The sequence below is a fragment of the Bacillus sp. EU55 genome (assembly GCF_038005925.1).
Lineage (GTDB): Bacteria > Bacillota > Bacilli > Bacillales > Bacillaceae > Bacillus > Bacillus velezensis.
This window is the reverse complement of sequence record NZ_JBBOUE010000001.1, coordinates 1,196,643-1,222,682: the sequence shown is the minus strand read 5'-3', so window position 1 is coordinate 1,222,682 and position 26,040 is coordinate 1,196,643. Positions and strand designations below refer to the sequence as shown.

The 26,040-nt window shown below is 46.6% G+C and carries 24 protein-coding genes, 1 pseudogene and 1 other annotated feature; of the genes and pseudogenes, 3 read left to right on the top strand and 22 right to left on the bottom strand.

Annotated elements, in window-relative coordinates:
- Positions 1 to 11: 11 nt before the first annotated feature.
- The 3 genes from oppC to NYE50_RS06440 all read right to left on the bottom strand — a co-directional run bounded on the left by oppC (position 12) and on the right by NYE50_RS06440 (position 3,609).
- On the bottom strand, positions 12 to 929 hold the full coding sequence (gene oppC, locus NYE50_RS06450) for an oligopeptide ABC transporter permease OppC (protein WP_224988793.1): 918 nt from the start codon (positions 927 to 929) through the stop codon (positions 12 to 14).
- Between the two features lie 3 nt (positions 930 to 932).
- Entirely contained in the window at positions 933 to 1,868 is a 936-nt protein-coding gene (locus NYE50_RS06445) for an ABC transporter permease (protein ID WP_014417417.1), read from the bottom strand.
- Between the two features lie 106 nt (positions 1,869 to 1,974).
- Positions 1,975 to 3,609 carry a peptide ABC transporter substrate-binding protein gene (locus NYE50_RS06440; protein ID WP_224988794.1) on the bottom strand — a complete coding sequence of 545 codons (1,635 nt, stop codon included), beginning with the start codon at positions 3,607 to 3,609 and terminating at the stop codon, positions 1,975 to 1,977.
- 476 nt (positions 3,610 to 4,085) lie between these two features.
- Positions 4,086 to 4,297, top strand: a binding site (T-box leader).
- Between the two features lie 55 nt (positions 4,298 to 4,352).
- Here NYE50_RS06440 and trpS point away from each other — a divergent pair.
- The gene (gene trpS, locus NYE50_RS06435) at positions 4,353 to 5,345 is read left to right on the top strand and encodes a tryptophan--tRNA ligase (protein ID WP_128974055.1); all 993 of its coding nucleotides are present in this window, start codon (positions 4,353 to 4,355) and stop codon (positions 5,343 to 5,345) included.
- Between the two features lie 32 nt (positions 5,346 to 5,377).
- Here the strand turns inward: trpS and NYE50_RS06430 are convergent, their stop codons facing one another.
- The 9 genes from NYE50_RS06430 to NYE50_RS06390 form a co-directional block, all read right to left on the bottom strand.
- Positions 5,378 to 6,130 carry a YjbA family protein gene (locus NYE50_RS06430; RefSeq protein WP_007409116.1) on the bottom strand — a complete coding sequence of 251 codons (753 nt, stop codon included), beginning with the start codon at positions 6,128 to 6,130 and terminating at the stop codon, positions 5,378 to 5,380.
- Positions 6,131 to 6,277: 147 nt separating this feature from the next.
- Positions 6,278 to 7,189 (bottom strand): oligopeptide ABC transporter permease, encoded by a 912-nt coding sequence (gene opp4C / locus NYE50_RS06425; protein ID WP_072177127.1) that lies wholly within the window; start codon positions 7,187 to 7,189, stop codon positions 6,278 to 6,280.
- Positions 7,190 to 7,203: 14 nt separating this feature from the next.
- Positions 7,204 to 8,154, bottom strand: a complete 951-nt coding sequence (appB, locus tag NYE50_RS06420; protein WP_007610596.1) for an oligopeptide ABC transporter permease AppB — start codon at positions 8,152 to 8,154, stop codon at positions 7,204 to 7,206.
- A 75-nt stretch (positions 8,155 to 8,229) separates the two neighbouring features.
- Complete coding sequence (locus NYE50_RS06415) at positions 8,230 to 9,858, bottom strand: peptide-binding protein (protein WP_095060848.1); 1,629 nt, start codon at positions 9,856 to 9,858, stop codon at positions 8,230 to 8,232.
- A gap of 77 nt (positions 9,859 to 9,935) precedes the next feature.
- Positions 9,936 to 10,925 carry an ABC transporter ATP-binding protein gene (locus NYE50_RS06410; RefSeq protein ID WP_014417412.1) on the bottom strand — a complete coding sequence of 330 codons (990 nt, stop codon included), beginning with the start codon at positions 10,923 to 10,925 and terminating at the stop codon, positions 9,936 to 9,938.
- A complete protein-coding gene (locus NYE50_RS06405) occupies positions 10,922 to 11,908 on the bottom strand; it encodes an ABC transporter ATP-binding protein (RefSeq protein ID WP_025284553.1) in 987 nt (328 codons plus the stop codon). Before NYE50_RS06405 ends, NYE50_RS06410 begins: the two co-directional genes overlap by 4 nt.
- Positions 11,909 to 12,081: 173 nt before the next feature.
- On the bottom strand, positions 12,082 to 12,867 hold the full coding sequence (locus NYE50_RS06400) for a DUF2268 domain-containing protein (RefSeq protein ID WP_095060850.1): 786 nt from the start codon (positions 12,865 to 12,867) through the stop codon (positions 12,082 to 12,084).
- Between the two features lie 82 nt (positions 12,868 to 12,949).
- Positions 12,950 to 14,188 (bottom strand): beta-ketoacyl-ACP synthase II, encoded by a 1,239-nt coding sequence (fabF, locus tag NYE50_RS06395; RefSeq protein WP_021494977.1) that lies wholly within the window; start codon positions 14,186 to 14,188, stop codon positions 12,950 to 12,952.
- Between the two features lie 22 nt (positions 14,189 to 14,210).
- Complete coding sequence (locus NYE50_RS06390; protein ID WP_007409122.1) at positions 14,211 to 15,149, bottom strand: beta-ketoacyl-ACP synthase III; 939 nt, start codon at positions 15,147 to 15,149, stop codon at positions 14,211 to 14,213.
- A gap of 166 nt (positions 15,150 to 15,315) precedes the next feature.
- Between NYE50_RS06390 and NYE50_RS06385 the strand changes: the two genes are divergently transcribed.
- Positions 15,316 to 15,534, top strand: a complete 219-nt coding sequence (locus tag NYE50_RS06385; RefSeq protein ID WP_007409123.1) for a hypothetical protein — start codon at positions 15,316 to 15,318, stop codon at positions 15,532 to 15,534.
- 28 nt (positions 15,535 to 15,562) lie between these two features.
- Here NYE50_RS06385 and NYE50_RS06380 read toward each other — a convergent pair whose 3' ends face one another.
- The 4 genes and pseudogenes from NYE50_RS06380 to NYE50_RS06365 all read right to left on the bottom strand — a co-directional run bounded on the left by NYE50_RS06380 (position 15,563) and on the right by NYE50_RS06365 (position 18,193).
- Positions 15,563 to 15,754 (bottom strand): ComZ family protein, encoded by a 192-nt coding sequence (locus tag NYE50_RS06380; protein ID WP_014417408.1) that lies wholly within the window; start codon positions 15,752 to 15,754, stop codon positions 15,563 to 15,565.
- Between the two features lie 12 nt (positions 15,755 to 15,766).
- Positions 15,767 to 16,720: a BMP family ABC transporter substrate-binding protein gene (locus NYE50_RS06375; RefSeq protein ID WP_072177123.1), complete on the bottom strand. Its 954-nt coding sequence runs from the start codon at positions 16,718 to 16,720 to the stop codon at positions 15,767 to 15,769.
- 90 nt (positions 16,721 to 16,810) lie between these two features.
- A complete protein-coding gene (locus NYE50_RS06370) occupies positions 16,811 to 17,377 on the bottom strand; it encodes a hypothetical protein (protein WP_017417444.1) in 567 nt (188 codons plus the stop codon).
- A gap of 82 nt (positions 17,378 to 17,459) precedes the next feature.
- Positions 17,460 to 18,193, bottom strand: a pseudogene (locus NYE50_RS06365) (hypothetical protein).
- Positions 18,194 to 18,453: 260 nt separating this feature from the next.
- Between NYE50_RS06365 and NYE50_RS06360 the strand changes: the two are divergent.
- Positions 18,454 to 18,639: a YjzD family protein gene (locus tag NYE50_RS06360; protein WP_007409129.1), complete on the top strand. Its 186-nt coding sequence runs from the start codon at positions 18,454 to 18,456 to the stop codon at positions 18,637 to 18,639.
- A 36-nt stretch (positions 18,640 to 18,675) separates the two neighbouring features.
- On the opposite strand, the gene NYE50_RS06355 is transcribed toward NYE50_RS06360, so the two are convergent.
- The 6 genes from NYE50_RS06355 to argB all read right to left on the bottom strand — a co-directional run bounded on the left by NYE50_RS06355 (position 18,676) and on the right by argB (position 26,037).
- A complete protein-coding gene (locus tag NYE50_RS06355; RefSeq protein WP_003155070.1) occupies positions 18,676 to 18,855 on the bottom strand; it encodes a YjzC family protein in 180 nt (59 codons plus the stop codon).
- A gap of 75 nt (positions 18,856 to 18,930) precedes the next feature.
- The gene (argF, locus tag NYE50_RS06350) at positions 18,931 to 19,902 is read right to left on the bottom strand and encodes an ornithine carbamoyltransferase (protein WP_159354005.1); all 972 of its coding nucleotides are present in this window, start codon (positions 19,900 to 19,902) and stop codon (positions 18,931 to 18,933) included.
- Positions 19,890 to 22,985 (bottom strand): carbamoyl phosphate synthase large subunit, encoded by a 3,096-nt coding sequence (locus tag NYE50_RS06345; RefSeq protein WP_159354004.1) that lies wholly within the window; start codon positions 22,983 to 22,985, stop codon positions 19,890 to 19,892. Before NYE50_RS06345 ends, argF begins: the two co-directional genes overlap by 13 nt.
- Complete coding sequence (locus NYE50_RS06340; RefSeq protein WP_012117273.1) at positions 22,978 to 24,036, bottom strand: carbamoyl phosphate synthase small subunit; 1,059 nt, start codon at positions 24,034 to 24,036, stop codon at positions 22,978 to 22,980. The genes NYE50_RS06345 and NYE50_RS06340 overlap by 8 nt, the downstream gene beginning before the upstream one ends.
- Positions 24,037 to 24,106: 70 nt before the next feature.
- Positions 24,107 to 25,264: an acetylornithine transaminase gene (locus NYE50_RS06335; RefSeq protein ID WP_159354003.1), complete on the bottom strand. Its 1,158-nt coding sequence runs from the start codon at positions 25,262 to 25,264 to the stop codon at positions 24,107 to 24,109.
- Positions 25,261 to 26,037 (bottom strand): acetylglutamate kinase, encoded by a 777-nt coding sequence (argB, locus tag NYE50_RS06330; protein ID WP_159354002.1) that lies wholly within the window; start codon positions 26,035 to 26,037, stop codon positions 25,261 to 25,263. The genes NYE50_RS06335 and argB overlap by 4 nt, the downstream gene beginning before the upstream one ends.
- Positions 26,038 to 26,040: the final 3 nt, after the last annotated feature.

Here is a 26,040-nt window from a genome sequence, read left to right as displayed (position 1 = left end):
CATATCACTCCTTATTTGCGTAACTTAGGATCCAGCGCGTCTCTTAACCCGTCGCCGATAACGTTAAAGCCGAACATCGCCAGGCAGATAAAGCCGGCAGGGAAGAACAGACGCCAAGGGTAATAGGTTAATGCAGGCAATCCGTCTGAGGCCATCGTTCCCCAGCTCGCAAGCGGCGCAGGTACGCCGAGGCCCAAATAACTTAAAAACGCTTCTGTAAAAATCGCCGTCGGAACCGTCAGTGTCATCGTTACGAGGATAGAGCCCATCGCGTTCGGGACGATATGTTTAAACAAAAGCCGGCCGGTTTTGGCGCCGAGTGTCTGTGAAGCAAGCACATACTCCTGATTCTTTAATTGCAGCACCTGTCCGCGGACGATTCTCGCCATATTGATCCAGCCCGTGATTGTCATGGCGACGATAATGGTGAGCAATCCTTTCGGCAGGACAACCATCAGCAAAATAACCATTAATAATGAAGGAACAGCCCACAGAATGTCGGCGATGCGCATCATCACTTCATCTGTGCGTCCGCCGCGGAATCCGGAAATGCTGCCCCAGATTACGCCGATTAATAAATCAAGCACGGCAGCTGCGACACCGATAAAGATGGAAATCCGCGCGCCCACCCATGTCCGGACGAATATATCCCTTCCAAGGTCATCCGTGCCGAACCAATGATCTTTCGACGGCGCTTTATCCGCATTTAATAGATTGGTAGTCGCATAATCATACCTTGAAAAGACAGGCGCAAAAATCGCCATCAGAATAATAAGAACGATCAGTACGAACCCGACCATCGCAAGCTTATTGCTGCGGAAGCGGAGCATGGCGTCTTTCCAGAGGGAAAGGCTTTTTTTATTTATTTTTTCGGCATCGCCGGCATTAGCTGAAGCTGGTTCAAACATGTTTTTAGGAATGTTCTGCATGGTCTAGGCTCCTTTCTTTGCTTTAGAAAGCTTGATTCTCGGATCGATTAATCCGTACAGCACGTCTACAATTAATACGCATAAAAGCAGGAGCACGCTGAAGAACACGGTAACTCCCATAATGACCGTATAATCACGGTTTGTAATGCTGTTTACAAAATGCGCGCCTAAACCGGGAATTCCGAAAATGGATTCAATGATGAAACTTCCCGTTAAAATGGATGCCGCCATCGGCCCCATATATGTCACGACCGGCAAAAGCGCGTTTCGAAGCGCATGGCGCACGGTGACTGACGGACGGGAAAGTCCTTTAGCTTTTGCAGTCCGTATGTAATCGCTGTTTAACACTTCAATCATGCTTGAACGGGAGAGTCTGGCAATGAACGCCATCGGCATGGAAGCGAGCGCAATAGAGGGCAGAAAGGTGTATGCCCAGGATTCCCACCCTGCGACCGGGAACAGTTCTAATTTAATTGAGAAAATATATTGCAAAATCGTCGCCAATATAAAGCTCGGAACTGAGATCCCAAAGATCGTTAAAATCGCAATGGTATAATCCTGCCATTTATTATGGTACAGGGCAGCAAGCACCCCGAAAAGCACACCGAACGCTAAAGCGAGGAGAATAGCTTCTGCACCGAGAGTGAATGAGACGGGGAAGCCTGAATTGATTAAATCATTAACACTTTGGCCTTTATATTTAAAAGAAGGTCCGAAGTCCCACATCGCCACAGATTTTAAGTAGCTGGCATATTGAACGAAAAGAGGCTTGTCCAGGCCATAGTGTTCGTTTAAGTTTGCCTCAATTTCAGGCGGCAGCTTTCTTTCGCCGGAAAATGGTCCGCCCGGCGCTGCCTGCATTAAGAAGAAAGTGGCGGTGACAATCACAAACAGCGTGATGATCATGTAAATGAATCGTTTACCGATGTATTTCAGCAAGGTGAACACCTCCATATTTTTTACCATTTTAAACTTAATAAGCAAGAAAGGTATACGGGGACATCCTCCCCATATACCTTGGGTCTTTTGTTTTCAGAACCGCCTGTTATTCAAAAGAAGCGTTTCTGAAGAAAACGTCACCTGTTCCGGTCAAGATTACATTTTTGAGGTTTTTATCCTGCACCCAAGTATCTGTATAGAAGTAAACTGGCGCGACCGGCATTGCATCCATAAAGATTTTTTCTGCTTTTTTCAGCTCTTCGATACGTTTATCCGGATCCGTTTCAAGCTGAGATTGGTTCAGCAGCTTTTTAAACTCAGGGTCTTCCCATCCTGTATCATTGTTTCCCCCATCTTTATCGCGATATGCTTCAAGGAAGTTAATTGCATCATTAAAGTCGCCTAACCAGGCCATACGCCCGACCTGATAATCTTGGCTGTGCAGCTTATCGATGTACACATTCCATTCGGAATTATCAAGCTCAGCTTTGACACCTAAGTTCTTTTTCCACATTTCCTGTACGGCCTGCGCTATTTTCGCATGTGCATCATTCGTATTGTAGGACAATTTGATTGCCGGAAGGTCAGAGACGCTCTTGACACCTAATTCCTTCAGTCCTTTATTTAAGTATTCTTTTGCTGTTTTGACGTCATTGTCTTTGAAATAGCCTTTTTTGTTATCCTCGAATCCCTTCATTGACGGCGGCACTGCAGCCATGGCCGGGATTTGTTCCCCCTGCGTCACATTTTTCACGATAGATGAGCGGTCGATCGCATAAGCAAGGGCTTTACGAATGTTAACATTGTTCAGCGGTTTCGCTTCTGTGTTGAATTTGTACCAATACACACCTGCGATCGGTTCAACATGGAGCGATCCATCCTTTTTCAAAGTCGGCAGAGATTCGGTCGGAAGCTGGCCAAGCGGCATTCCTGCCCAGTCAAGCTCACCCGCCTGGAATTTTTTCAGTTCGGTGTTGTCATTGTTAATCATCACCATGTTGATTTTCTTCAATTTCACAGCGTCTTTATCCCAATATTGATCGTTCTTTTCAAGTGTGATGGAACCGCTGTGTTTCCAGGCTGTCATTTTGAACGGGCCGTTTGACACGTAATTTTCACCTGCGTTTGTGTTCCAGTTTTTATGTTTTTCAGCAATTTTCTTGTTGATCGGCATATACGTATAGAATGAAGTTAATTCCAGGAAGTAAGGTGTCGGGTTGTTCAGTTCCACCTGCAATGTTTTGTCATTTACGGCTTTTACGCCTACGTCATCAAGCTTGCCTTTTCCTGTATTGGCGGCTTCAGCGCCTTTGATGTAGTAGAGCTGATAAGCGTATTGTGATTCGTTGTTCGGGTCAAGCGCCCATTTCCACGCATATTCAAAATCCTGCGCCGTCACAGGGTCGCCGTTAGACCATTTCGCACCGTCACGAATCGTAAATGTATAGGTCTTTCCGTCTTTGCTTGTTTCAATTTTAGATGCCATTCCTTCTTCAGGCTCACCTTTGGAGTTTACGCGTGTCAATCCTTCAAAAGTCTGTCGGATTACGCCTCCTGACACGGAATCATTCGCTAAACCCGGATGCAGTGAGAACGGCTCGGTTTTAATATTGATATTAAGTGAAGTCTGTCCTTTGGTGTCTTTTTTACCGCCGCCTGATCCGCCGCTGAATCCGCCGCACGCACTTAATACAAGCGAGAAGATAAGCATCAAACCTACAATAGACCAACGCTTTTTCATGCACTAACCCCCTAATCAAATTTTTCAGCCTTTACTACTAAATACTCAGAAATATCAGACAAAATAACTTAATATTTTTCTAAACTTTAATTGTGTTCCGTCTTTTCTGATTATTTTATGTAAAGAAGCTGTAACAATAGAGTGAACAAGTTCATTATAATGAAATGAATAATTTATTGCAATACTATTTTCTCAATTTAAAATATTTAAATTTGGTCAGTTTTTCTGTCAAAAAGGTGATACACTTCTATAGTTTAAAGCATGACCTAACTAAATTTTTTTATTGCAATTTCCAGTTCATATTGCTTTTTACATATAATATTCGTTATACGAAATGTTGATATACGTTATCATTTAAGCATTTTCAGTTCTTTTTGAGGATTTCCAGCCCTTTAGCAAACTGGAAATAAGCTTGTATTCCTCTGATGACATTTGGCTATAATTGATTTATAATAGATCAATCAAATACATTTGTTGTGATTGCGATGATGAAGAGTAGTACACATTTTCATCCGTTTGAAGAGAGTCTGCGGTGCTGGGAGCAGGTAACGGGCGATGTGGAATGGACTTCTGAGCAGCTGACCGAACGTTAGTAGGCCCAGCCGGAGCAGCCTCCGTTACCAACGTCTCGAGCGATTCCATTGTAATGGAATAATCAGGGTGGCACCACGGTTCATTCGTCCCTTTTTTCTACGGGAAGAATGGGCTTTTTTTATTATGTTTTAAGAAATGAGGTAAGAAATATGAAGAAAACGATTTTTTCAGGCATTCAGCCGAGCGGTTCCGTTACCCTCGGCAACTATATCGGCGCAATGAAGCAATTTGTTGACTTGCAGCATGACTACAACGGCTACTTCTGCATTGTCGATCAGCATGCGATTACGGTTCCGCAGGATCGGCTTGAACTGCGGAAGAACATTCGCAATCTCGCGGCCCTTTACCTGGCCGTCGGACTCGATCCTGAGAAAGCGACCCTCTTTATCCAGTCGGAGGTTCCCGCTCATGCCCAGGCGGGGTGGATGCTCCAATGCGTCGCATATATCGGCGAGCTTGAGCGGATGACGCAATTTAAGGATAAGTCAAAGGGCAAAGAAGCCGTCGTGTCCGGACTGTTAACCTATCCGCCGCTGATGGCCGGCGATATTTTACTGTACGGAACGGATCTTGTTCCGGTCGGAGAAGACCAAAAACAGCACCTTGAACTGACCCGCAACCTGGCGGAACGCTTCAATAAAAAATACAATGACATCTTCACGATTCCTGAGGTGAAAATTCCTGAATCAGGCGCGCGCATCATGTCACTGGCTGATCCGCTCAAAAAAATGAGCAAATCAGATCCGAACCAAAAGGCATACATCACGCTGCTTGATGAGCCGAAGCAGCTCGAAAAGAAAATCAAGAGCGCCGTGACTGATTCTGAAGGCATTGTAAAGTATGATAAAGAAAACAAACCGGGCGTTTCTAATCTTTTGACGATCTATTCTATTTTAGGAAACACATCAATTGAAGATTTAGAGGCTAAATATGAAGGCAAAGGGTACGGTGAATTCAAAAGCGATTTAGCCGAAGTCGTTATCGGCGCATTGACACCGATCCAAGAGCGCTACCGTGAATTAATTGAGAGCGACGAGCTTGACCGCATTCTCGACGAAGGAGCGGCGCGCGCAAACAAAACGGCCGGCAAAATGGTGAAGAAAATGGAAAACGCCATGGGTCTCGGACGGAAAAGAAGATAAAGAAAAGAGGCGGGAGAATCCCTGCCTCTTTTTTAGTTCACTTTTGATTCCTGCTCCATTTCCCAAAGCTTTTCGAAAAACGGCTGCCCTTTAATCAAATTTTCACAGAACGCAAGATGTTTATCTGACCAGCCTTCAATTGTTTCATTGTAAAGCATGTCCCAAATCTCTTCAAAGCTCATCCGTTTGATCTGCTCATACATATGCGGATTCCATTCCGTGTACCAATACACAATTTCCGCACGGTTTTTCAGCCCTTTCAGCTGGTCGAGCGCCATAAACATCAGCTGCTTGATCTGCCGCTCTTTTCTCGTCAGCCCTCTGACATGCTCCGGCGCCAATGACAAAATGTGATATTCCTTTGAAGACTCCAATTGCGCCGGCTCAAATTGAAACGATTCCGGTTCTACATCCTTTACCATTTCATAAACAAGCTGCTCCTGTCTCGGAATCAGGCGGCTCTTTCTGACCGGAATGGTATACCCGATCGTATCCACGGCAATGATGCCGATCCCGTCTGTCACGACAAAACAGTACTCCAGCTTTGTCCGCTCATGATTTTTTCGCACGTATGACTTTTGGTGGACTTGGTCAAGCAGCTCTTTCGGAAGCTCTGATAAGTCGTTTTCTATGTAATGAAATAATACCGACGGCACTCTGAGCAGCGGTGTCTGATCCAAAAGCTCAACCGTGTCTTCCTTCCGCCATTCGTGAAAATGGCATACATTGTAGCCGTTCTCTTCCCCTTCAAACCAATTGACCCATACATCATGAAGAAATAACATATTCGACCCCTCACTTTATAAAAACTGTTGTCCACAGTATAGGCAAGGGATAGATAAATTATTCCATTTCGATATGAGATTTCCGCAATACGGAACTGGATTTCTGACTGCATTGCAACAAAAAAATCTCCCGTTCCGTCCGGGAGATCATTTCACATTTTTCGGATCAAGCGCATCACGCAGCCCGTCTCCGACAAAGTTGAAGCACAATACGGTAAGAAGAATGAACAGTCCCGGAAATAACGGGTACCACCAAGCCTGAATCATAATCGTAAAGTTTTGTGCATCCTGAAGCATATTGCCCCAGCTTGCGATCGGCGGCTGAATCCCGAAACCGAGATAACTTAGCGCCGATTCGGCCAGAATAACCGATCCGACTTTTAAAGTGGCTGACACAATAATCGGTCCCAGCGCATTGGGCAGGATATGTGAAAAAATAATTTTATGTGTTTTTGTTCCGATTGTTTTAGCGGCTAACACATATTCTCTTGATCGCAAGGATAAAAATTCCCCCCTGACCAAACGCGCGGTTGTCGTCCAGCCTGTCAGGCAGAAAATTAAAATTAATTTGTCCACGCCTGGCTTAAAGATTGTAACAAGCGTAATCAATAAGAAAATATCAGGAATGGAAAGAACAATATCCACTAACCGCATAATAACAGCATCTGCGAAACCTTTAAAATAGCCCGCTACCGCTCCTAAAATCGTCCCGATAAAAATAGAGCCGACAACAGAGGCAAATCCGACTAGTAAAGAGATTCGCGCGCCGTACAGAATCCGGCTGAAGATGTCACGCCCGAATTTATCCGTCCCCATCAAATGTTCAAGACCCGGCGCTTTAAATTTATCAAGCAGGCTTTGCTGCTCTTGAGAATAAGGAGCAATCACCGGCGCAAAAATCGCTGACATAATAATCACGAACAGAATAACAGCACCTGCAACCGCCAGTTTATTTTTCGAAAACTTTTCCCAAAAGATTTTTGTCATGGTTTCCGGTTTTTCAGCAATATTTTCTTTCAGCCCGATCTCCGGTGACGGAGATGTGTTCAGCTCAGCCATCGATGTCCCCCCTTTTAATATTCAATTCTCGGATCAACCACTGCGTATAAAATATCAGCGACAAGGTTGCCAATGACCACAAGAACAGCTGAAATGACGGTCATCGCCATAATGACGGGATAATCACGCTGAAACGCTGAATCAACAAACAGCTTTCCTAACCCCGGCCATGTGAAAATTTGTTCGACAACGACAGATCCTCCGATAAACGAAGGAATCATCAAACCGAAAATTGTAATGACGGGTAATAATGCATTTCTCAATCCATGTTTAAATAATACACGGTTCTCCTTGAACCCTTTCGCTCTCGCTGTACGGATATAATCCTGATTTAATACATCAAGCATATTGGATCTCGTATATCTCGTCAGTCCGGCCATGTCAGCTGTAGCTAATACGAATGCAGGCAGAATTAAATGATGAATCCGGTCAAATATATTGAAATCGGCATTCAGCGTCTCGACACCGCCGGTCGGAAACCAGCCGAGATTTACTGATAAAATCATAATCAAAATTAATCCAAACCAAAAGTTTGGAATGGCCAGGCCTATAAATGAGGTAAACGTAATGCCATAGTCGAGCTTTGAATAAGGCCGCTTTGCCGACAGGACACCGAACGGAATAGAAATCATAAGAGCCAAAATCGTTGAAACGAGCATCAGCAGCAGCGTATTGGGCATTCGGGCCATAATCAATTCTGAAACAGGCGTTCCTTTTCTGACAATTGACGTTCCGAAATCGCCCTGTACCATGTTGCCGAGCCACTTTAAATATTGAACGTACTGAGGATCATTCAAACCGTATTTTTCAATAAACTGCTCTCTGTCAGCCTGGCTGATTTTCGGGTCCATCATTAATGTCATCGGATCGCCGGGCGCGGCTTTCATAATAACAAATGATAAAATTGTAATTCCCAATAAAATCGGGATAGACATTAAGGTTCTTCTGATAATATATGCAGCCATATACTTGTCCCCCTTTACTTTCCTTATTAAAAACAGAAGAGGGAGAAAACGCTCTCCCTCCCCTTTAAGGGAAAATTATTTTGCAAGCCACCATTTTTGGATATTATATAAATCACGTTTCGGATGGTATTTGTATCCTTCAAGATTTTGCGGCATTGCCATATGGTTGTTAGGGTAATACAAGAACGTATACGGCTGATCTTCCGCAATTTTTTGATAAATCTGCTCATATTCTTTGGAATATTGCTTTCTGTCACTGATTGATTTTGCATCTTTCATGAGCTTATCCGCTTCGGCATTTTTATACCAAACGTAGTTTAAGCCCTTTTTAATCTGGCTTGAGTGGAAGATGTCATATTGATCCGGGAATGTGGATAAACTCCATCCCATGACCATTGCATCAAAATCCCAATTCGGAGGATTCATTTGTTCTACGAGCGCGCTCCATTCAACGATTTGGGTCTTCACTTCAATGCCGATTTTTTTCAGCTGTTCCTGAACGACGACAGCGATGTCTTCACGGACTTTGTTTCCTTGGTTCGTTTTAAGCGTAAACGAGAATTTCTTTCCGTCTTTATCTAAAATGCCGTCACCGTTCGTATCTTTCCAGCCGGCTTCTGCAAGCATCTGTTTCGCTTTTTTCTCGTTGTACGCAAATTTCGGAACATCTATATCTTTAGGATAGTTCCAAGATAAAGGGCTTTCCGGAATGTAAGCTACCTTTCCGTCTCCATCCAATACTTGGCTGACGATTGACTCCCGGTCAAGAGCGGTTGTCAGCGCCTGACGGACCTTTTTATCCTTGAATAATTCATTTTTTTCATTCCACCCGATGTACACATACTGTAAGGCCAAATCAGTAACGACTTTCAGATTATTAAATTTTTCAGCCGTTTTGTAGTCAGTGGCGGGCACATTAAAGAAATTAATATCGCCTGCCTGCAGCTGAGCAACGGCAGCATTTGCGTCGGGAATGACTTTATACGTTACAGTATCTAAATACGGTCTTCCTTCAAAATAATCATTATTCGCTTCGAGTTTAATATATTGGCCCTGCTTCCATTCTTTAAACTTAAATGGTCCTGAACCGATCGGTTTCTTTCTGTTAAACTCATTTTCTTCTAAATCAGCAATCGGAACATTACCGAGAATATGCTTCGGCAGAATGGCTGTGCTGTCTAACGCATTATTGTAAAAATTACCGTCTTTATATTTCAGCTTGAACAATACTTCGTAATCGCCTTTTTTCTCTACGGATTTCAGCATTTCATATGTTGAGCCGCGTTCTCCCTTGTAATCTTTGCTTAAAGGGACACTGTACGTAAATACGACGTCATCTGCAGTCAGTTCTTTTCCGTCATGAAACTTAACGCCTTTTTTGATTTTCACATCATATGCAAGGCCGCCGTCTAATTCTTTAATGCTTTCAGCGAGTGATAATTTCACATTCAGTTTTTCATCCGTTTTCGTTAAAAAGCTGTACAGCATATTTTCAATATCCGTACTTGCGTCATCCGTAGAATACAGAGAGTTAAAAAGTGTGGGTTCCCCGATTGACCCGACAACCAAATCTCCGCCTTTTTGCGGTTTTCCTGCCGGTTTGGATTCGGTGCTTGTGGATTTTGAGCCGGAGCAGGCTGACAGGAAGATGGCGAGCGCCATAAAAACACTTAGCATCATCAGTGCGCTTTTACGTAATTTCATATCAATTCCCCCTTTGTGATATATATGCAGCAAACTGGTTATGTAATCCGGCATACCCCCTCTCGATGCTTGTCATTTCAGGCATATAAATGGCAGGCGACGTAATGGCCGGGAGCGGCTTCTTCAAATGCCGGGATTTGTTCCTTGCAGATCGGTTTGGCCATCGGGCACCGCGTGTGGAACACGCAGCCTTTCGGCGGGTTTGCCGGGCTTGGCAGTTCTCCTTTCAGGATGATTCGTTCCCGCTTGACGGCGTCTTTTTTTCTCGTGACGGGCACTGAAGACAAAAGCGCCTGCGTATAAGGGTGAAGCGGATTGCCGTACAGCTCGTGTTTTTCAGTCAGCTCCATCATTTTTCCCAGATACATGACGCCGACTCTGTCGCTGATATGGCGGACAACACTCAAATCATGAGAAATAAACAAATAGGTCAGGTTGAATTCTTCCTGCAGTTCTTCCATCAGATTGATGACCTGGGCCTGAATGGAGACATCGAGTGCGGAAACGGGTTCATCCGCAATAATCAGCTCGGGATTCAATGTCAGAGCCCGCGCAATCCCGATCCGCTGGCGCTGCCCCCCGGAAAATTCGTGCGGATAGCGGTTTGCAAAGCTCGGATGAAGGCCGACTTTCGCCAGCAGCTCCTCCACTCGCTCGTTCCGCTCGCTCATGCTGTACATATGGTGAGTCTGGAACGGTTCTTTAATAATGGAACGCAGCGTTTTCCTCGGGTTAAGGGATGCGAAGGGATCTTGGAAGACCATCTGGATGTTTTTGCGGACGCTTTTTCTCAGCTTTTCTTCAGATAAGCCGGAAATATCCTGCCCCTTAAAAAGAATCCGGCCGTCTGTCGGCTTGTATAAACGGATCATCGTCCTTCCCGCCGTTGATTTGCCGCATCCTGATTCACCGACGATGCCGAGCGTCTCCCCGCGCTTCAGTGAAAAAGAAACACCGTCAACAGCCTTTATATCACCGACTTTCCTTTGAAAAAAACCGGAGCGGATCGGGAAATATTTTTTTACGTCTTTCAGCTCTAAAATCGTTTCTTGGCCTGCAGCTGTCATTTTGATTGGGCACCCTCTTCCTCATATAAAAAACATCTTACAGAACGGCCGCTTTCATGCGTTATCAGCTCCGGCTGCCCTGTTTTGCATTTGTCCATCGCTTTTGAACACCTCGGGGCGAATCGGCAGCCTTCCGGAAGATTATCCGGTGTCGGGACACTGCCTTTGATCGCTTTTAATGTATCAATCTCTCCATCTATCACCGGTATGGAGTTTAACAGCCCTTCGGTATACGGATGAAGAGGGTTTAAAAATAAGTCCTCCACACTCGCGCTCTCTACGACTTGTCCGCAGTACATCACGATCACCCTGTCGGCGGCTTCGGAAACCACACCTAAATCGTGAGTGATCAGCAGAATGGAAGTATCGAATTTTTTGCAGAGGTCTTTCATCAGCTCCAATACTTGGGCTTGTATCGTCACATCAAGCGCCGTCGTCGGCTCATCAGCGATCAGAAGCTTCGGATTGCAGCTGAGCGCGATGGCGATCATCACCCTCTGTCTCATCCCTCCGGAAAGACGGTGCGGATATTCTTTCATCACTTGTTCCGCTCTGGAGAATCCGACGAGTTCCAGAAGCTCAACGGCTTTTTTGGACGCTTCTCTTTTATTCATTTTTTTATGGTATTCAAGCACTTCGGTAATTTGTTCGCCGATGGTCAGCACCGGATTCAGGGAAGTCATGGGCTCCTGAAAGATCATAGAGACGTCATTTCCGCGGATTTTGCAATATTCGTTTTCGGTGAAGGAGGCCAGGTCTCTGCCTTCAAGCTTAATCGAGCCGTCCATAATTTTTCCGCCCGAGCCTTGGACAAGTCCCATAATAGAAAGCGAGGTGATGCTTTTGCCCGAGCCGGATTCTCCTACAAGAGCGACGGTTTCGCCTTTATTAATGTGAAAATCAACCCCGTCGACTGCGGGGATCGGCTGTTTCTTTCTGAAAAAATAGGTCTTTAAATTATTCACTTCTAATAGTGTGCTCATGATACGCCCCTTTCTCATTCCGCTGAAGCAGAGGGAAACATACGTTTCGCTATCACAAAATATAGAATAGTCGAAAAATTTTATAGTTGTATATTATTACATCATTATTACAAAAGCAAGAATTTTTTAGGATAAATGTAATATCCTTAAATAATTTCCATTCTTTTAATCTATTAAAGGGTTGCCTCCAGAAAGGTTTTTGAAGGGATGGCCAATGCTTCTTTTACTGTTTTTTGATGGTCGGTTAAATATTTTTTTACTATATTGAATCCGACGGCATAGCCGAGCATTGAGGGGAAGTATCCTTTTCCGTATAACAGCTGGGAAAACATTCTGCTGTCTCTCGTTAAGCGGAGGTTCGGCTTGACTCTTTTTTCAAACAGAAAATCAAGCTGCTCAGGCGTATAGTAGGACGTCCATTCCGCCGTAAGACTTGAGCCGAACCGCTCATATACAGCATATTCTGCCAGCCCCTCCATCATGATTGTATCAAGAAATGTCTCATCTTTTTCGTCCTTTGTCACATGTTCTAACCGGCAGACGTGATTATATTCATGTGTCATAAGGGCGGATACAGCTGAATTGGAACTATCCGACGATAGAAAGAGGAACATTTTGTCCCGAAAGGCCAGACCGGATTTTGATCCGAATTGCTGACGGATTTTCCGGTTTCGTTCATCGACGGGCAAAACTACGATCGGCACGTCCGGCCCGTTCCACTTCTCCTTTAAATAGGCTTCCTCCTTTTGAATATGGCTGTAGCATCCTTTTTCTTTCAGCCGTTTACTGGTCCTAACGCCGTCCTTCAGATGGCGGAACATGCCGTGGTTTTGCAGCATCCCGAGTATCGGCTTCCACTCTTTCTTATCGGCCCCTGAAAAAAGCGGCAAAAGATGCTGGGCCAGATCATTTACGGATGCCGCCTTTTCCATCCATTGATATGTCTGCTTGACGCTCATACCGTTCGCCTCCTCTTGTTGTTATCATATGCACGCACAAAAAAACCGGCCACCTTTTTCAGGCAGCCGGTCAAAAACTGTATTATTGATATTTTTTAAAGATCAAAGTGGCATTATGTCCGCCGAAGCCGAGCGAGTTGCTGAGAACGACGTTGACATCCTGCTCGCGCGCTTTGTCCGGTACATAATCTAAATCACACTCTTCATCAGGTGTTTCGATGTTAATCGTCGGCGGGATAATGCTGTCTTTAATGGCCATGACGGAGAAGATTGCTTCAATTCCTCCGGCAGCGCCTAACAAATGACCCGTCATTGATTTTGTCGAACTGACGGCAAGCTTGTACGCATGATCACCGAAAACGGTCTTAATGGCTTTTGTCTCGTATTTATCATTGTAGTACGTGCTTGTGCCGTGAGCGTTGATGTAATCAATTTCTTCAGGCTTGATGCCCGCATCTTTGATTGCTTCCTGCATCGCTCTCGCACCGCCTTCCCCGTCTTGGGCAGGCGCGGTAATGTGGTAGGCGTCACCCGTTGAGCCGTAGCCGACAATTTCCCCGTAGATTTTCGCACCGCGGGCAAGCGCGTGCTCAAGCTCTTCAAGCACGACGATCCCCGCGCCTTCTCCCATGACAAAGCCGTCACGGTTTTTATCAAACGGGCGGCTTGCCGTTTTCGGATCAGGATTTGTAGAAAGGGCTTTGTTTGCACTGAAGCCCGCAAATGACATTCTTGTCAGCGGCGCTTCCGTTCCGCCCGTAATCATCGCATCGGCATCGCCGCGCTGAATGACTTTAAACGCGTCACCGATAGAGTTCGTTCCCGTCGCACATGCCGTCACCGTACAGGAGTTGACTCCTTTTGCTCCGAGAGCGATTGAGATTTGGCCTGTCGCCATATCCGGAATCATCATCGGAACAAAGAACGGGCTGACCCTTCTCGGTCCTTTAGTCAGGAAGATTTCGAATTGGGATTCAAGCGTTTCAAGACCGCCGATTCCGGACCCGACCCAAACGCCGACTCTCGGCGCGATCTCGTCTGTGATGTTCAGACCGGCATCTTGAACGGCCATTTTCGCGGCTACGACAGCGTATTGCGTGAAGCGGTCCATTTTTCGCGCTTCTTTTTTATCCATGTAATTTTCAATATTGAAATCTTTCAGTTCAGCAGCTACTTTCGCCGGATACTCGTCCGATTCCACACGTGTGATCGGTCCGATTCCGGATACGCCGCCGATTGCATTTTTCCAGCTTGTTTCGGCGTCGTTGCCAAGCGGAGACAGGGCTCCAAGCCCTGTAACGACTACTCTTTTTTTACTCATCTTGTGTGCACCTCACCTTTTTTTATCGTCCCCAGCGTATTGCTATGGCGCCCCATGTCAATCCTCCGCCGAAACCGACCATGACGATGACGTCGCCGTCTTTAATTTTGCCTGCTTCCAGTTCCTCTACTAATGAAATCGGAATGGATGCTGCGGATGTGTTTCCATATTTATGGACTGTTTTAGACATCTTTTCAACCGGAAGCTCCAAACGTTCCCGTGCCGCTTCCATGATGCGGATGTTTGCCTGATGCGGAATCAAAAAGTCTACGTCCTCTTTGGAGAGGCCGGCTTTTTCAATGACATTTACACTCGATTCACCCATTTGCCGGACGGCGAATTTGAATACTTCTCTTCCATGCATGATTGTATGCCCTTTTTCATCTAAGTACAAGTGCTGACCGCCTGTACCGTCTGCTCCGAGCTCAAATGACAGTATGCCTCTGTCGTCGCTGACCGGTCCGATGACCGCCGCTCCGGCTCCGTCTCCGAACAGCACAGCCGTATTGCGGTCGTCCCAGTCGGTAATGCTTGAGAGCTTTTCCACGCCGACCACGAGGACATGTTTGTATGTTTGCGATTCAATGAATTGTTTGGCGGTTACGATACCGTACATAAAACCCGCACATGCGGCGCTGATATCCATCGCGCACGCTTTTTTGGCCCCGAGCTTCTCTTGTATCATACAGGAAACGGTAGGGAAGGACTGGTCAGGAGTAACCGTCGCCACGAGGATCATATCAAGCTCCTCAGCAGAAATACCGGCCTGATCAAGCGCTTTTTGCGCAGCCTCAGCGGCCATGCCGGATGAATACATATCTTCCGCGGCGATTCTTCTTTCTTCTATACCTGTTCTCGTACGAATCCACTCGTCCGATGTATCTACCATTTGTTCAAGATCATGATTTGTCAGCACTTTTTCCGGGATGTAACGGCCGACGCCAAGAATTCCAGCTTTCATTGGAAAGACTCCTTTTTTATAATGAATTTAAAACTAATTAGTTATGATCAATTATTAGTATCAGGTACTAATTCTACCCTATTTTTTTTCTGTTGGCAATATATTCGTCTAAACTATCGGACGCTTCTCCTCATAGAATAAAAGGAAGACGAAAGGAGGCTTCACTATGGATATTTTCTCCAAAATGATGTTCGGCGATTCCAGAGACCGGGATAAAGAACCGGAAGAAAACCCGGAGCAGCCTCAGGCTGAAAACGAAGAAGAGATCGATTACAACCACGTGATGAATCAGCTGGGGTCCATCATGAACTCTCTGGATCAATTAAAGCCCGTATTTAAAGACTTCGCGCCGATGGTGTCCGCTATAAAGAAAAAAATCATGTGAAAAGCCACTTCATGAAAAGTGGCTCTCTTTATTTATTCAGCTCCCCGGCATCAGATCTGCCAAGCTCATACGCTTCCGCCATGACCGATGTAAACAGGTCCATAAACGGCTGAATTATTTCCATAGACAGATCTATGCCGGATTTCTCAAGCTCCGCCTTTGCTTCCGGCAGGTATTTCATCGCGATCTGCATAAATTCAAGAGACTTTTCATGCTGCATGTATATCCACCTCTATTCATTTGACGGCAGTTCATTTGTTCTGTTATACGTTTTGACAAGGTCTGAGATTTTGTCTTGAAATGCTTTGTCCACCAGAGGGCTGAACGTCCCCATTTCAACGACTCCTTCCCTGAAATCAAAGTTGTGATCTCCGCTCTTGAGCGTACCTTTATTATATTGCTCGGCAATTAATGTATAGGCTTTATCTACGTTTTGCACCGTGCTTGTCAGCACCGTGTTTTTGCCGAGATTCGATTGCTCGGCGACATAGCCGATGGCGTAAAGCCCGTCTTTTTTGATTTGCTGAATGACAGGAACATTATACCCGTCTCCGGCCGGATATACAACATCCGTGCCTTCCGCTTTTAACTTCTCGTAAAGATGCAGCGCTTCATTGCCGTTATCCCAGTGGTCCGTAAATTCAGTATTGACGGTGATATCGGGCTTTTCATATTTCGCCCCTTTGATAAAGCCGTCTACTTCAGGCTGCCACAGAAAGGAGGCGATGACACCTACCTCATTGGTTTTTGACATATGGGCGGCCGTCATTCCCCCGAAAAAGCCCATTGCTTCTCCCATCAGGTGAACGCTTGTGACATTATCGCTTTTCGCCGTTCCGTTTGCGACGACGAATTCCATGTCGGGATAATCCTTGCTGATCATATTGAAAATTTCCTCGTATTCATTTCCGTGCCCGTATAAAAGATTGACTCCTTTTTTATGAAAATCATCTATCGCTTTTAAAATATCTTCATCGGATCTGATATTTTCTTTATAATAAACGTCAACGTTAAATTCAGATTGTATCGCTAATAAACCTTTGTAACCTTTTGTGCCCCATACCAAGTCACTGATGGTATCGGGAAAAAGCATTCCGACCTTCTCAATTTTTCCTTTAAACGGAGTTTGTGCGCATCCGCTCAATAAAAGGAGGACAGAAAAGGTCATGACAAGCCTGGTGATCAAGCCATGTTCAACCCCTTTTCAAACTCATAACATGTATAAATTGATATACGTTTATTGTAGCGGTAATGCACATAACATGGAAGGTATTTCTTAAAAAATGTCGAATATTGATGAAAATTGTCTTTTCCACTCTTTAATTTTTTCTTCCGCTTCCGTTTTTTGTGTTTTTTCTTTTATTTCCAGGGTAATAATCTGATTTTCGTCTTCTGTACCGTCAGCCTCAAGCTGATTCATCAGCCCGCAGACTGCGTCTTCTAAAAAGATCCTGCTTTCGCCATCTTCTTTTGCTTCCGTCCACGGACCGTAAAGGGGAGGAAGGATAATCGCTTTTGCCGTATCCCGCTGACCGTTTTTTTCCCAGTCTCCATGATCCTCACTGTAAACAATCCAATATAAAGGCTCAGCCCTTTCTTCAGGCAGACACCCGCTCCCGTATTGAACGCAGATACGATCGTATTCCTTTTCACCGATTTCATCTATTATTTGAAAAAGCCCGTTTCTCGCGAGCCACATTAAACGTTCTTCTAAATACAGCTGCCTCGTTTTGTCCTCCGGTTCTGCCAAAATGACATCAACATGCACACCCTCATCCATCAACCGTTCGCACAATGAAAGGCCGAGAAATTCATCTGCTCCAATGATCAGCGCTGTCTTCATCACATCTGCCGCCTTTCCGGTTATTCATTCGCACACAAGCCAAACAGCCCTCTGAAAAGAGATGGCTGTTGTATTCTATTCATTACAGGTCTTTTTCATGACTGCGGAAAAACCGGCAGATGGCTCTGTACATACGCGCAGGGTTCTCAAGCAGGTGATACGTGATATCAGTCTTGCTTCCGGTCTTTTCCCGGGCTTCTTTATACGCGTTCGCATGCAGGGTGTACGGGTACGGCGCTCCGGTCGTTCTTTGCCATATATGTACCGGCGCGCGGGTGCGGCAGCCGGTAATGGTCTGATAGCTCAGTGAGCTTGCCTCTTTTTCAGAAACACCGAAGCTTTGTGCCGTTTCCCTCAGAAACTGCTTATAAAAAAACTTATTTTCTTTCTCTGATTCAAAATGGGCTTGAAGATCAAGACAAGGATCTAACATTGCGGCTGAACGGATATGCTCCGGTGAAGACTGCAGCATTGATCGGCGATGAGGGCGCCCATGCCTTCTGCGAGCAAGTGTATTTTCGGATTGAGGGTTTCTTGTTTCAGCACATAATGAATCAGCTGTCTGGCGTAAAGGACGGCTTTTTCCGAACCCCAATGCCGTCCGTATAAATTGCTGTTGAAAATGGTGTACCCTCTGTCAAGCATCGTATTTAACAGCTGGTTTCTCCCTTCATGTTCGAGCCAAAAGCTTGAGTCCCGGCTGACAAAGTGGGTTCTGTCCCCCAGAATAAAGATACAGAAGCCGTTCGGCCGATACGGCAGATGGATGACGTTCAGCTCAGATCCGAATTGGAAGAATCTTTCCGTTATCCCCATGTCTGCCCGCCTCCTTTTACTCCTAATCTCTCTATTGGCTATCATATGTAAGAAGAATGAAAACGGATCGGATAAACTCCTATTTGCTGCTATGTTTTGGCTATTATCCCGAGCACGGGAACCGAATTTTCCGTCAGACGGCCTGACAGGCGGGCACATGTCAGGTTCAGGCGCGCTTTTTGATGAGAAAATGACCTTCCGCCCGCGCTTTATGTATGGTATGATACAATGTAGAATAAAATGAAGGACGAGGTGGAAACGTGCGGTTTATTATCGGTTTTATTTGGACGTTCCTTTTAACACATATGGCCTGTTATTTGGTCGCCTCCATGAACAGCGCGGCGTACAATTTCAAGCAATCATCCGTTATTGCCGTAGTTATTGCAGTGCTTGTCTTTGTTCTTGCGGAGATCATGCCTGTCAAACAGGATGCAAGCCAGCATTAAATAAAAAAACCTGCTATTCAGCAGGTTTTTTTGTGTTCACGGTTTTCGTTGATACGTCCACAATCTGTTGTGGTTTGAAGTTTCAGGGAACATTTCTCCCACTGTGAGCTTGATTTTCTGCGGATTTTTAACCATGCTTCCCGTTTCGCCGATTTCAACGTACACACCGTTATTCGGCGCTTTTTGTCCCGGGCGGAATTGATGCTGCTGTCCCACGTCATTTCCTCCTTTTTCTTTTTTATGTAGTATGCGCTTGTATGCGGAGAAATATCAAAAACCGCTGAATGAGATTCAGCGGTTTTTTTGTTCATCCTGTTTGTAAAGAAGAGCTTTCAGGAGCGCTTTTTGCGCGTGAAGCCGGTTTTCCGCCTGCTGGAATACCGCAGAGTTCGGGCCGTCGATAATCTCGGACGTGACCTCTTCCTCCCGATGCGCGGGCAGGCAATGCAAAAATGTATAGTCAGGTTTGGCGAGACTGACGAGTGAGGCGTTGACTTGATACGGGGCAAACACATTCAGCCGCTGCTGCGTCTCTTCCTCCTGCCCCATGCTCGTGAAGACGTCGGAGTAAATCACGTCTGCATCCTGCACCGCTTCCTGCGGATTTTCGGTAAGGGTGATTTTCGCTCCGGAAACAGCCGCCGCTTCTCTCGCGGCATTCACCGCCTCTTCCTCTACTTCATAGCCTTTCGGCGAAGCAATCGCAATGTCACAGCCCATTTTTGCGCAGCCGATCATAAGTGAATGCGCCACATTATTTCCGTCACCGATATAGGCGGCTTTTACTCCTTTTAATTTTCCTTTTATTTCTTGTATCGTTAACAGATCCGCGAGTGCCTGACACGGGTGATACCGGTCGGTCAGCCCGTTTATGACGGGAATGTCTGCATGCTCGGCAAGCTCTTCGACTTTTTCATGTTCAAAGGTGCGGATCATAATGGCATCAACGAAGCCGGACAGCACCTTCGCCGTATCCGCGATCGTCTCCCCCCGCCCAAGCTGCAGGTCGCTGCTTGAAAGAAATAGTCCCGTTCCCCCGAGCTGGGCCATTCCCGCTTCAAAAGACACACGCGTGCGGGTTGAAGATTTTTCAAAAATCATCGCCAATGTTTTCCCTTGGAAGATCGGCTGTATCGGATGTTGTTTTAATAATGAAGCTTCTGTCAGAAGCGCATTGATGTCTGACGGGCTGACATCTTTTAAGGAAAGAAAATCTTTGCCGTACAAATGGGTTAATGTGTGTTCCGCTTTTATTGTGTGCATGATGCCACTTCCTTTTGATAAAGATCTTTGAGCGATACAGGCTGAGGTTTGCCCGAGCCGCTTGCTAAAAATGCTTTTACGGTTTCCGGTTCAGTAAAGACCGTCACACCGTGCGTCATGGCTTCGATCCGTTGTTTACGCGCTTCTTCAGAGTGATTGAAATTGATATGGACCGCTTTATCCTTTCGCTCTGCCCATGCCGGGAACGCATCTTTGCATACCGTAAATCCCGCCTCTTGAGCCTGACGTTCCAATTCCGCATGACAGCCTTCCAGATAGATGCTGCCTTTTTTCTCCCAGACGTGCGCATAGATTTTTTTCAGGGCGCTTTCTGCGTCAAACGCGACACACATGCCTTCTCCGGTCGACTTCATTTCCGGCCCGGGCTTTACGTCCACATCCTGAATGGCGTGCGAAGAAAAAACCGGGAATTTCACTGCCGTTCCGTGATGATTTTGAACCTCGGGCTTGATGTCTTTAAGGGAAGCGCCGGCCAGCAATCTGGCGGCAAGCGGGATCATCGGCACCCCCATCACCTTAGACACGACAGGAACCGTGCGGCTTGCCCGCGGGTTCACTTCAAGAACGAGAATATCTCCTTTGTCATCAATGACAAACTGAATGTTCATGATGCCTTTAAAAGCCAGTTTTACCGCGATTTTTTCGGCGGCCTCTTTTATATTACGCTGCATATCAGGTGTGACAGACGGACCCGGAAGAATCGCAAAACTGTCGCCCGAATGGACGCCGGCGCGTTCAATGTGCTCTGTATAAGTCGGCACGAATACTTCATGTCCGTCGGAAATCAGATCGATCTCCAATTCTTTTCCTGTAATGTACTGATCGATCAAAATCGGATACGGCATGCCCGCTTCATTTTCCAGCAGTTCTGACATTTGCGCTTCTGAATCAACGATGATCATGCCCATCCCACCGATGACATAAGACGGACGGATCAGCACGGGGTAGCCGATTCGGCTTGCTTTTTCCGTTGCTTCTTCTTTTGAATAAGCGGTTTCGCCTTTGGCATGTTTCAGGTCAAGATCATCAAGCAGCTGATAAAACAGATCCCGATCCTCCAGCGCATCAAGGGTTTCAAAGGATGTTCCGAGCAGCGGAATGCCCGCTTTTTCCAGCGGTTCAGCGGCATTGATCGCGGTCTGTCCCCCAAATTGGACGATGGCAAAATCAATGTTTTCATGTTCCGCCACGTTCAAAATATGTTCTGTCGTCAGCGGTTCAAAATAAAGCCGGTCGGCGATTTCATAATCCGTGCTTACTGTTTCCGGATTGTTATTGATCATAATCGTTTCATACCCCAGCTTTTGCAGGGTCAGAACGCCGTGGACGGCGCTGTAATCAAATTCCACTCCCTGACCGATGCGGATCGGGCCGGAGCCGATGATGAGGGCGCGTTTTTTCTCTTTTCGGCTGATATCTCCGTCGCTTTCCCCGAGGTAGGTGGAGTAGAAATAATTCGTCTTGGCATCAAATTCAGCGGCGCATGTATCTACGATTTTAAACGACGGGACGATGCCTGTTTTCTTTCTGAGAGCACGGATGTCTTCTTCCGTTTTTCCCGTGAGAGATGCGATCATGACATCCGTGAAGCCCTTTACCTTCGCCTGCTTTAAAAGCGGGACAGACAGATGATCCCCTTCTTCCATCAGCTTGTTTTCCAATGTGATGATATTTCGGAATACATGGAGAAAAAACGGGTCAATTTTCGTTTTGGCATGGATGTCTTCTATCGTTTCACCGCGGCTTAACAGTTCCATGACGACGAAAAATCTCCGGTCATCCGGCGTTACCGCTAATTCCCACAGCTGATTGATCGTACAGCCGCCGAGTTCAGGCAGGCGGGTGCCGATCGTTTTCAGCTCAAGGGAGGCCGCCGCTTTTTGAATGGCCGCTTCCATATTTCTTTCGATCGCCATGACCTCTCCCGTCGCTTTCATCTTCGTTCCGAGCGTGCGGTCGGCATGTTTAAATTTATCAAACGGCCAGCGCGGGAATTTGACGATGACATAATCAAGCGCCGGTTCAAAGCTTGCATAAGTAGAGCCCGTCAGCGGATTTTTCAGTTCGTCGAGCGTATAGCCGACGGCAAGTTTCGCCGCCATTTTGGCAATCGGGTAGCCGGTCGCTTTTGACGCGAGGGCCGATGAACGGCTGACACGCGGGTTCACTTCAATGACATAGTACTGTTTGCTGAACGGATCCAGCGCAAATTGAATGTTGCAGCCGCCGACCACATCCAGCGCCGAAATAATCGCCAGGCTTGCTGAACGCAGCATCTGATATTCTTCATCCGTTAACGTCTGGGACGGTGCGACGACGATGGAGTCTCCTGTATGCACGCCGACGGGATCGATGTTTTCCATATTGCAGACGGTGATGCATGTATGATTGCTGTCGCGCATGACCTCATATTCGATTTCTTTAAAACCGGCGATGCTTTTTTCGACGAGGCATTGGCTGATCGGGCTTGCTAACAGCGCCTGTTTAATAAGCGTCTGAAACGCTTCTTTCGTTTTCGCGATTCCGCCTCCCTTTCCGCCTAACGTGTACGCCGGTCTCAGAATGACCGGAAATCCGATAGACTCAGCGAAACGGAGGGCGTCTTCTTCGTTGTCGACGATTTCGCTTTCCGGAACGGGCTGATCGAGCTCTTTCATCAGGGCGCGGAACTGCTCCCGGTCTTCGCCTTTTTGAATGGTTTCCACCGATGTTCCCAAGAGCTTGACGTGATGCTTCTTCAGCACGCCTGCTTCTTCAAGCTTAACGGCTAAATTCAATGCCGTCTGGCCGCCCAAATTGGCAAGCAGACCGTCCGGTTTTTCTTTTTCAATAATGGCCTCGATGCTGTCGGTTGTGAGCGGTTCAAAATATATTTCATCGGCAAACGCCTCATCCGTCATAATCGTTGCCGGGTTGTTGTTGACTAGAATAACGCGGTATCCTTCTTCTTTCAGAGCCATGCAGCCCTGCGTTCCTGAATAATCAAATTCTGCCGCCTGGCCGATGATGATGGGGCCGGAGCCGATGACTAATATGCTGGAAATGGTTGTATCTTTAGGCATGAGCAATTTCTCTCCTTGCTGGTATCACTTTCTCTAGAAATTCATCAAATATCCACTCGCTCTCAGCCGGTCCGGGATGAGCTTCAGGGTGGAACTGGACGCTTAATACGGGAAGGCGCTTATGAATGAGCCCTTCCACCGATGTGTCATTGACATGGTGAAATCTAATGGACAGCTCGTTTTCGTCAATTGATGCTTCATCGACGACATAGCTGTGGTTCTGGCTTGTCATAAACACCCGTTTCGTTTTCCGGTCAATGACGGGATGGTTGGCACCCCTGTGGCCGAACGGCAGCTTATACGTATTTCCTCCGAAAGCCAGGGCAATCAGCTGATGCCCGAGGCAAATGCCGAGTGCGGGGAAATCACTGAGTAATGATGTAATCCGGTTCATGTACGGCGCAATCGCTTTCGGGTCGCCCGGGCCGTTTGAAAGCACGATTCCGTCAGGCTGAATGTCATAAACAGCGTTCATCTGCTGATACGGAATGACCGTTACTTTACAGCCGCGCTTTACAAGTGACGAGGCGATTGATTTTTTATAACCGAAATCAATCAGCGCAATATGCCGGTCTCCGTTCCCCATTGACGTGATGTCTTCAGACTGCGCCAGCTCCGCCGGGTTTTCTGTTCCGGATGCTGCGGGAATCTCTCCTGTTGTTGACACGGCAGCGTTCATCGTGCCGCCGGAGCGGATGGTTTTGACGACGGCCCGTGTGTCCACTTCGGTTAAGAGCGGGATGTTCCATTTATTTAAATACTCTCTCAAGCTTGAAACTGCTTCATGGTGAGAAAAATGTTCACACGCTTCATAGACGGCAACAGCCTTGACTTGAGGAATCTTACTTTCAAGGTCTTTTTCATTAATTCCGTAGTTTCCGATCAGCGGATACGTAAAGACGATGATCTGGCCCTTATATGACGGGTCTGTAAGCACTTCCTGATAACCCGTCATTCCGGTGAAAAAAACCGCTTCGCCAACACAGCGGGCCTCTTTTTCAAGTTCACCGCCGAATGATGTTCCGTCTTCCAATACTAAATAGCCTTTCATCTAAAGCCCACCTCTTGATGAATAATTAATTAAAAATATGAATTTTTATACTCTTATATCGAAAAAAAAATTACCGTTTCACTGCCGAATGCGCTTCGATCGCTGCTTTCAGCATACTGACGGCCGACAGCATTTCTTCTTCAGAAACTGTAAGCGGCGGCAGCAGCCTGATGACATTCGGTCCGGCCGGAAGCACGAGAAGCCCGCGTTCCTGCAGATCTCCGATGATGCCGGACACGTGACCTGCGCATTCAATGCCGATTAATAACCCTTTTCCGCGGATTTCTTTTACAAAAGGCCCTGTCAGTTCACGGTTCAGCTGCGCTTTTAAAAATGATCCTTTGTCTGCCGCCGCCTGGAGAAAGTCCGGCTGAAACACAATGTCCAAGGTTGCTTTCACAGCTGCCATGGCAAGCTTATTGCCGCCGAAAGTCGTACCATGCGTACCCGGCGTAAAGGCGTCTCCAAGCTTCTTTTTGCCGATCACGGCTCCGACGGGAAAACCGTTTCCAAGCCCTTTCGCAGCAGTGATGATGTCCGGAGAGATACCGAAATGCTCATAGCCGAATGCCTTGCCCGTCCGGCCGATTCCGGTTTGAATCTCGTCTGCGATAAGCAGCGCCTGTTTGTCTTTGCAAAATGTCTGTAAGGCTTCGATGAATTCCGGATCGGCGGGATTGACTCCCCCTTCTCCCTGCACCGTCTCAAGCATGACGGCGGCGATATCATCCTCTTTTGAAAGCGTGCTGAATGCCGACGGATCATTAAACGGAAGATAGTGAAAGCCTTGAAGCATCGGTCCGAAACCGATCTTGATTTTGTCTTGTCCGGTGGCGGCCATCCCCGCATAGGTCCGTCCGTGAAAGGATTGATGAAATGTTACGATTTTTGTCTTTCCCGTTGCTTTACGGGCAAGCTTAATGGCGCCTTCATTCGCTTCGGCCCCGCTGTTGCAGAAGAAAACGAGATCCCCCGCGCTATGTTCGGCAAGCTTTGCCGCGGCTTTTTCCTGAAGATCATTTTCAAACAGATTGGAAACGTGCCATACGCTGTCAAGCTGTTCTTTCACCGCTTCTGTCACCGCATCATGACAATGGCCGAGATTGGAAACGGCGATGCCCTGAATAAAATCAAGATACGTTTTTCCGTTTTCATCCTCTGCGATTGTCCCTTTCGCTTTTTTGATATCGATGGGCCAGCGGCTGTAGGTTTGAAATAGACTGCTCATGACACGCTCTCCTTTTCTTTGACGATTTTTGTTCCTTGGAAGGCTTGATCGGTGAAAAACGCTCCTTTTCCGTTTACGATCATCACTTCCTCGACATCTTCACTCAGTGCCGATAATGCCGAGTTTACCTTCGGAATCATCCCTCCTGAAATCACGCCGCCATCAATGAGGGCCTGAATCTCTTGCGGCGTCAAAGTATCCAGCCTGTTCTCTCCGTCCATAATTCCTTCGACATCCGTGACAAATAAAAGTTTGTCGGCGTGTAAGGCTGAAGCGACGGCCGATGCCGCGGCGTCTGCGTTGACGTTCAGCGTTTCGAAATTACTTGTCATGGAAAGCGGAGCGATAACGGGAATGATGCCTTCTTTCATTAACGCTTGGATGATTAATGGATCTGTATTTTGTATTTCGCCGACTTCTCCGTATTTGTCTTGATTAAGGTAAGATGCTTGAAGGAGACCGCCGTCCTTTCCTGATATTCCCGCGGCTTTCAGCCCGTTTTTCGCGAGTTCGGTTACGAAAAATTTATTGATCGTCCCTGACAAGACCATTTCCGCTGTTTCCAGCACCGGTTTGGTCGTTTTCCGCTGTCCATCGACAAATTCCGTTTCAATCTGCAATGTTTTCAGCATTCTTGAAATGTCCGGGCCGCCTCCATGCACGACGGCAATGGTCCAGCCCGCTTGCATAAGCTCTTTTACATTTTGAAAAAAATCGGCGGATAACTCGCGGATCACGCTTCCGCCGCACTTAAAAACGATGGTTTTCTTCATGCC

Bases quoted from the DNA above. Each gene is read 5' to 3' on its own strand.
- oppC (WP_224988793.1), bottom strand. From the start codon at position 929: ATGCAGAACATTCCTAAAAACATGTTTGAACCAGCTTCAGCTAATGCC.
- NYE50_RS06440 (WP_224988794.1), bottom strand. From the start codon at position 3,609: ATGAAAAAGCGTTGGTCTATTGTAGGTTTGATGCTTATCTTCTCGCTT.
- trpS (WP_128974055.1), top strand. From the start codon at position 4,353: ATGAAGAAAACGATTTTTTCAGGCATTCAGCCGAGCGGTTCCGTTACC.
- NYE50_RS06430 (WP_007409116.1), bottom strand. From the start codon at position 6,130: ATGTTATTTCTTCATGATGTATGGGTCAATTGGTTTGAAGGGGAAGAG.
- opp4C (WP_072177127.1), bottom strand. From the start codon at position 7,189: ATGGCTGAGCTGAACACATCTCCGTCACCGGAGATCGGGCTGAAAGAA.
- appB (WP_007610596.1), bottom strand. From the start codon at position 8,154: ATGGCTGCATATATTATCAGAAGAACCTTAATGTCTATCCCGATTTTA.
- NYE50_RS06415 (WP_095060848.1), bottom strand. From the start codon at position 9,858: ATGAAATTACGTAAAAGCGCACTGATGATGCTAAGTGTTTTTATGGCG.
- NYE50_RS06410 (WP_014417412.1), bottom strand. From the start codon at position 10,925: ATGACAGCTGCAGGCCAAGAAACGATTTTAGAGCTGAAAGACGTAAAA.
- NYE50_RS06405 (WP_025284553.1), bottom strand. From the start codon at position 11,908: ATGAGCACACTATTAGAAGTGAATAATTTAAAGACCTATTTTTTCAGA.
- NYE50_RS06400 (WP_095060850.1), bottom strand. From the start codon at position 12,867: ATGAGCGTCAAGCAGACATATCAATGGATGGAAAAGGCGGCATCCGTA.
- fabF (WP_021494977.1), bottom strand. From the start codon at position 14,188: ATGAGTAAAAAAAGAGTAGTCGTTACAGGGCTTGGAGCCCTGTCTCCG.
- NYE50_RS06390 (WP_007409122.1), bottom strand. From the start codon at position 15,149: ATGAAAGCTGGAATTCTTGGCGTCGGCCGTTACATCCCGGAAAAAGTG.
- NYE50_RS06385 (WP_007409123.1), top strand. From the start codon at position 15,316: ATGGATATTTTCTCCAAAATGATGTTCGGCGATTCCAGAGACCGGGAT.
- NYE50_RS06380 (WP_014417408.1), bottom strand. From the start codon at position 15,754: ATGCAGCATGAAAAGTCTCTTGAATTTATGCAGATCGCGATGAAATAC.
- NYE50_RS06370 (WP_017417444.1), bottom strand. From the start codon at position 17,377: ATGAAGACAGCGCTGATCATTGGAGCAGATGAATTTCTCGGCCTTTCA.
- argF (WP_159354005.1), bottom strand. From the start codon at position 19,902: ATGCACACAATAAAAGCGGAACACACATTAACCCATTTGTACGGCAAA.
- NYE50_RS06345 (WP_159354004.1), bottom strand. From the start codon at position 22,985: ATGCCTAAAGATACAACCATTTCCAGCATATTAGTCATCGGCTCCGGC.
- NYE50_RS06340 (WP_012117273.1), bottom strand. From the start codon at position 24,036: ATGAAAGGCTATTTAGTATTGGAAGACGGAACATCATTCGGCGGTGAA.
- NYE50_RS06335 (WP_159354003.1), bottom strand. From the start codon at position 25,264: ATGAGCAGTCTATTTCAAACCTACAGCCGCTGGCCCATCGATATCAAA.
- argB (WP_159354002.1), bottom strand. From the start codon at position 26,037: ATGAAGAAAACCATCGTTTTTAAGTGCGGCGGAAGCGTGATCCGCGAG.